The 5,625-nt window shown below is 43.9% G+C and carries 6 protein-coding genes; 3 read left to right on the forward strand and 3 right to left on the reverse strand.

Going from position 1 to position 5,625, the window contains the following annotated elements:
* Positions 1–1,904: WD40 repeat domain-containing protein (locus ACWATR_RS38410; protein WP_460345159.1), on the forward strand; the 1,904-nt coding region annotated here is incomplete at its 5' end.
* Positions 1,905–2,303: 399 nt separating this feature from the next.
* On the opposite strand, the gene ACWATR_RS38415 is transcribed toward ACWATR_RS38410, so the two are convergent.
* Entirely contained in the window at positions 2,304–3,326 is a 1,023-nt protein-coding gene (locus ACWATR_RS38415; protein WP_460345162.1) for an NADP-dependent oxidoreductase, read from the reverse strand.
* A gap of 151 nt (positions 3,327–3,477) precedes the next feature.
* Positions 3,478–4,380, reverse strand: coding sequence for a hypothetical protein (locus ACWATR_RS38420; RefSeq protein WP_460345165.1), 903 nt, complete (start codon positions 4,378–4,380; stop codon positions 3,478–3,480).
* Between the two features lie 92 nt (positions 4,381–4,472).
* Between ACWATR_RS38420 and ACWATR_RS38425 the strand changes: the two genes are divergently transcribed.
* Both ACWATR_RS38425 and ACWATR_RS38430 read left to right on the forward strand, forming a co-directional pair.
* Positions 4,473–4,868, forward strand: coding sequence for a hypothetical protein (locus tag ACWATR_RS38425; RefSeq protein WP_460345168.1), 396 nt, complete (start codon positions 4,473–4,475; stop codon positions 4,866–4,868).
* Complete coding sequence (locus ACWATR_RS38430; protein WP_460345171.1) at positions 4,858–5,289, forward strand: HNH endonuclease; 432 nt, start codon at positions 4,858–4,860, stop codon at positions 5,287–5,289. The genes ACWATR_RS38425 and ACWATR_RS38430 overlap by 11 nt, the downstream gene beginning before the upstream one ends.
* Before the next feature lie 151 nt (positions 5,290–5,440).
* On the opposite strand, the gene ACWATR_RS38435 is transcribed toward ACWATR_RS38430, so the two are convergent.
* On the reverse strand, positions 5,441–5,625 hold a 185-nt coding region (locus ACWATR_RS38435; RefSeq protein ID WP_460345174.1), incomplete at its 5' end, for a hypothetical protein.

The raw sequence follows: 5,625 nt of genomic DNA on the forward strand, positions 1-5,625 counted from the left end.
CCGTTTACGGAATTAGAGAATTAAACCGATTGGAAGGGCATACTGGCCCAGTAGAGAGCGTCTGTTTTAGCCCTGACGGTCAGATGATTGCCTCTGCTGCTTGGGATAATACAGTCAAACTCTGGAGTCGTGACGGGAAGCTATTAAGAACCCTTCATCAGGATTTCAAAACCCCTGAAGGTTATAGCACTATGGTTTTGTGCGTTAGTTTTAGCTCCGATAGCCTGATTATTGCTGCCTGTGGAGACAATACAGTAAAACTTTGGAATCTTAACGGGCAAGAACTAAAAACCTTAATTGGGCATAGCGAAGATATCAATTGTGTCTGTTTCAGTCCCGATAGTAAGATGATTGCTTCGGCGAGTAGAGATAACACAGTAAAACTTTGGAATCTTAACGGACAAGAACTAAAAACCTTAATTGGGCATAGCGAAGATATCAATTGTGTCTGTTTCAGTCCCGATAGTAAGATGATTGCCTCTGCCAGTTACGATGACACAGTTAAACTCTGGAAGCTTGACGGCACTTTGATGACAACACTAAAGCATAAAAGTACAGTTTATGATGTTACTTTTAGCCCTAAAGGTCAGATAATTGCTTCAGCAAGCCAGAATACAGTGAAACTTTGGAATTTTAACGGACAAGAGCTAAAAACCTTAACTCGGCATACTGCTAAAGTCAATAGTGTTAGTTTCAGTCCTGACGGCCAAACAATTGCCTCTGCCAGTGATGATGGCACAGTTAAACTCTGGGGTATCGAGGGTCAGGAGATTACGACTTTCATAGGACATAGTGCCAAGGTCAATAGTGTTAGTTTCAGTCCTGGTGGTCAGACAGTTGCCTCTGCCAGTGACGATGGCACAGTTAAACTTTGGAACGCGCATAGTCAAGAACGCCCAACCCTTGCAAAAATCGTCTCAGATGCTGGTGATACTGAGGTAACTAAAGTCATTTTTAGCCCTGATGGCAAAATAATTGCTGGCGCAGGCAAGCAAGGGGTAAAACTTTGGAATTTTAAAAATCAGGAGATTATAAATTTTATACAGGAGAGTGGAGTCGCCAGTCTCAGTTTCAGTCCTGATGGTCAGACTATCGCTTTTGGTTGTTTTGACAATCAGGTAAAACTTTACAATCTTGAAAATCAAAGTCTCACAGTTTTCATTAGTCTCAATGGGCATAGTAGTGGAGTTAGGAGTATTAGTTTTAGTCCTGACGGTCAAATGATTGTCTCTGGCAGCGATGATAAGACAGTAAAGCTCTGGAGTCGTGATGGTCAAATGCTCACAACCCTTAGTGGTCATAGTGGCGGGGTCTGGAGCGTTACTTTTAGCCCCGACGGTGGAATGATTGCTTCTGGTAGTGATGGTTCTGATAAAACAATTAAACTCTGGAGTCGTGATGGTCAAATGCTCAAAACTCTCACTGGACATATCAACACTGTCAATAGCATCTGTTTTAGTCCCGACAGTCAGATGATAGCTTCTGCTGCTTCCGACAATACGGTAAAACTTTGGAGTCGAGACGGTCAGGAAATTAAAACCCTCCGAGGTCATGATTATCAAGTGGTTGATGTCAGGTTTAGTGCTGACGGTCAAATGATAGCTTCTGCTGATTGGGACGGCACAGTAAAACTTTGGAATCTGAATGGGCAGCTTCTTCAAACTCTGAAGAAACGTAGTAATAAATCAAGCTGGTTTTATAGTATCTGCTTTAGCCCCGACAGTCAGACGATTGCTTCTGGCACTGCTAATGGAGTGCTTTTATGGAATTTCAACCTAGATGAATTAGTGCTGCGTGGTTGCCATTGGATACTCGACTATCTTAAGAATAACCCTAATGTTGAGGTGAGCGATCGCTCTTTATGTGACGATATACCACTAATCACCGCAAATCTCAACAAGTAGGTTGAGGTAAAAGTGACCGCCTACCTTGAACAATCTCAATGTTACGAAATAGCAATCAAAAGCTTTCGGAATTGGATTTAATTATACTGATATACTACCAATTAGTGATCGCATTGTGCCAGTTGGGTAAGTCCTGGGAATATGAAAGATCAGTTATCAGTTAGTTGAAACCGTGATAACTGACTTCCCCTACACCACCGCCAACCAATCGCACACCACAGACTTACACCGCGAAGCAAAGTTAACCCAAAGGAGCGACGGTCGGCAGACCTTTGAGAATTGAGATTGTTAGGCAACCCCACAAGTAGAAAACAATGGTTGACGGTGCTGTTTTTCTTGAACTCCGATCATGCCTTGCACAGTGATCGGGGCGCGATTGCTGCCCATTTGTAAACTTAGTTAGTTCTTAGTTGGATCATCACCAACTTGAATAATTAGCTTGCCAAAGTTTTTCCCTTGTAGTAAACCAATAAAAGCAGTGGGTGCATTTTCTAGACCTTTTACTACATCTTCTTTATATTTGAGCTTGCCTGATTGTAACCACTGAGAAACATCATTGATAAACTCTAGCTGACGCGCTTGGTAATCACCAACTAGAAACCCTTTGATCAACGCTCGTTTAATCAACAGAGGCATCAGATTTGGGCCAGGTGGTGGAGTTTCGGCGTTGTACTGGGAGATTAAACCCACCAAAGGAATTCTCGCGCCCAGATTGATCTGTTGCAACACTGTTTCTAAAATTGTCCCTGCTGTATGATCAACATAGATATCAATTCCATTTGGGCAAGCCGCTTTCAATGCAGAATTCAGGTCTTGAGTTTTGCGATTAATGCCAGCATCAAAGCCTAATTCATGCACAATGTAATCACATTTCTCATCGCTACCAGCAATACCTACTGCGCGACAGCCTTTGATTTTGGCAATTTGACCGACAATTGCACCCACAGCACCAGAAGCCGCAGAAACCACAACAGTTTCGCCTGCTTTGGGCTGGCCAATATCTAGCAAGGCAAAATAGGCTGTCATTCCAGGCATCCCAGCAATGCCTAAAGCAGATGAGATTGGTAATTGCTTGGGGTCAAGTTTTCTCAATGTTTCGCCAAGGGATATTCCATAAGCTTGCCAACCGTCATACCCCAACACAAAGTCTCCCTCGGCAAATTGGGGATGGTTTGATTTCACCACTTGGCTGACAGTGCTACCCACCATGACTTTACCTAATGCTGCGGGAGTTGTATAAGAAGCGCGGTCGCTCATCCTTCCTCGCATATATGGATCAAGAGATAAGTAAATAGTGCGGGTGAGTATTTCTGACTCTCCCAGTTCTGGAATTGCCGTTTCAACAAGGGCAAAATCGCTTTCTTTCGGTTCGCCTGTGGGGTAACTTTTGAGCAGAATTTGTTGGTTTATGGAGTCAGACATAGAAGCCTCCTTCATTGATAGATTGCCTTATCGATCATTCTATCCTTGGATTTCGCTATGTTCCGTTTGGCTAATGTTGGGTGATGTTGGTAGAGTTGATGGGTTGATGGGTGGTGTGGTTATATCTATTAGCGACTGACGCTCCAATCAATCACGCCATCCATTCAGTCCACTGTGGAGCATCTGTCACCAGTTGAGAAAATTTGTTCGGGTCAACATCCTCAAACTCCAGCATCACACCACAACGCTCATCATTCGTTAGCGTACTGAGCAATTCCTTAACCTTGTCAACTCCATCTTCTAGACGTTCAATCGCCAATTGAGCGTAATATTTAACCCGTTCCCACCAAGAATTACTGAATCCTGCCTCTGTGTCCATACTCCCCCGATTATTACTTCCATCTTCATTAAGAGGGGATGTGGACGGAGGATTAATCCCATATTGAGACTGCATTCTAGCTGCATAAGCCGCATTTCGTTCTTGTTCATTTTGGCGTTTTCTTTCCCTCTCCTCCCTCTGTTTTTGCCGATAATCCAACACCTTTTGGATAAACTCGACATCAGAAGTATTCAGCCGATAATACCTAACCCTCTGTCCGTCCTCCATTGGTCGCCGCGATTCAGTGGACAAGTCCAGTTGTGAAAGATACTGCCCCAAAATCCACATCGGAGACTCCGATAGTGGGATGGTCAGATTGAGAATACCTTTAACGTGAGAGGCATTGCGCTTAGAGAACTCAGCCAAAGCCTGAATCATTGCCTCGTCGCCTTTTATCTCAACCCCAGCCATCATAGACATCAGCACAGCCCTAAGTCCCAACCGATGACGCATAAGCCACGCGGTAGAAAGATTGCTCCAGTCAGTGCAAATAGCTAACCGCTCTCTTTCCCCCAAGTCTCTTTCCACAACAATAGCCGGCGGTGGAACAAACTCCCGTCCCTGTTCATCAGTGACCATTTCCCCAGGTGCGGCCAATATCGCTTCAAGTGCGACAATCTTTTTAATTAACCGCCCAGAGTCATCTTTCTCCGCTAGTTCCGGGGTTACGCTCATGCCGTAAGTATCCTGTATAAATTCTTGATTAAATCGAAAAAAACGTCCAGTCTTAGTACAATTTGATTAGACATAGGTAAGCGTGATCTTCCATGACGAGAGCAACCGATATTCGTAGAAGAGCGATCGAACTGATTGAGCAGTTGTCAGAAGAGCGGTTAACTGCGGTAGTTCAATTATTAGAGTTTCTGTCTGAACCCTCTAAGTTTGCTGCATCCAATCCGATTGAGTTAGCCCTGGTTGAAGTCATCCAACGTCGCCTGACTCCTAATGAGCAAAAACGACTAGAAGAGTTACGCAAACGCGATGAGTGGGGAGAACTCACCGACATGGAACATGAAGAATTGATTACTTATGAGGATCAGCTAGAACAGTTGAGGGTAGAACGTCTGGAAGCTCTTATGGAATTAGCAAGGCTAAGGAATATGGATTTGCTGACCTTGAATCGTCAATTGGTGTCGGAATCGAAGTTATTCCATGCCGTCTGAATCTGAGAGAGTCTCTGCTGTAATGCGACGGACAGTAGCCAGTAGAGCCAAAAATCTCTGTGAATATTGCCGATGTCCAGAAGAATTTTCTCCTGACAGCTTCACTATAGAACACATCAAACCCCGTCAGGCAGGTGGAGAAACGATTGTAGAAAATTTAGCTTGGTCTTGTTATGGCTGTAATGGTCGAAAGCATACAAAAACCAGCCATTGCGATCCAGAAACAAAACTTGAGGTTGCACTGTTTCATCCTCGTCAGCAGCTTTGGTCAGAGCATTTTAGCTGGAACGATGATTTTACACAGGTTATTGGTAAAACTTCCTGTGGTCGAGCAACAGTGTCAGCTCTGCAATTAAATCGGGTTGGAGTCGTTAACTTGCGTCGCCTTTTGACCTCGGCGGGACTGCATCCACCGCCATAAAAATGTTGGTAGTGATAAATATCTAGTGATCGCCAATTCTCATTTTAAGGTTTCATGACATTAAAGCCCTTGCAGCAGGTAGGGTTGATAAATTCTTACCCAATGCAGCGATCATCCCTGTAATTAATTGGGAGCTTTGTGAGGATGTGACCTACGCCGCCACCAACCAATCGCACACCACAGACCTACACCCGTCAGCGAAGTTAACCCAAATCTGCCACTGCCCCAGGTATGCGTTCCAGTAAGGCGAGTCGCTTCCCTCCAATTCAAAATTCAAAATTAGTAATTCAAAATTAATTTTGCATTTTGCATTTTGAATTTTGCATTTTGAATTAA

The sequence above is a fragment of the Nostoc sp. UIC 10890 genome (genome assembly GCF_054786515.1).

What these genes read in the sequence shown, in the direction of transcription:
- ACWATR_RS38415 (WP_460345162.1), bottom strand. Translation starts at nt 3,326, where the DNA reads ATGTCTGACTCCATAAACCAACAAATTCTGCTCAAAAGTTACCCCACA.
- ACWATR_RS38420 (WP_460345165.1), bottom strand. Translation starts at nt 4,380, where the DNA reads ATGAGCGTAACCCCGGAACTAGCGGAGAAAGATGACTCTGGGCGGTTA.
- ACWATR_RS38425 (WP_460345168.1), top strand. Translation starts at nt 4,473, where the DNA reads ATGACGAGAGCAACCGATATTCGTAGAAGAGCGATCGAACTGATTGAG.
- ACWATR_RS38430 (WP_460345171.1), top strand. Translation starts at nt 4,858, where the DNA reads ATGCCGTCTGAATCTGAGAGAGTCTCTGCTGTAATGCGACGGACAGTA.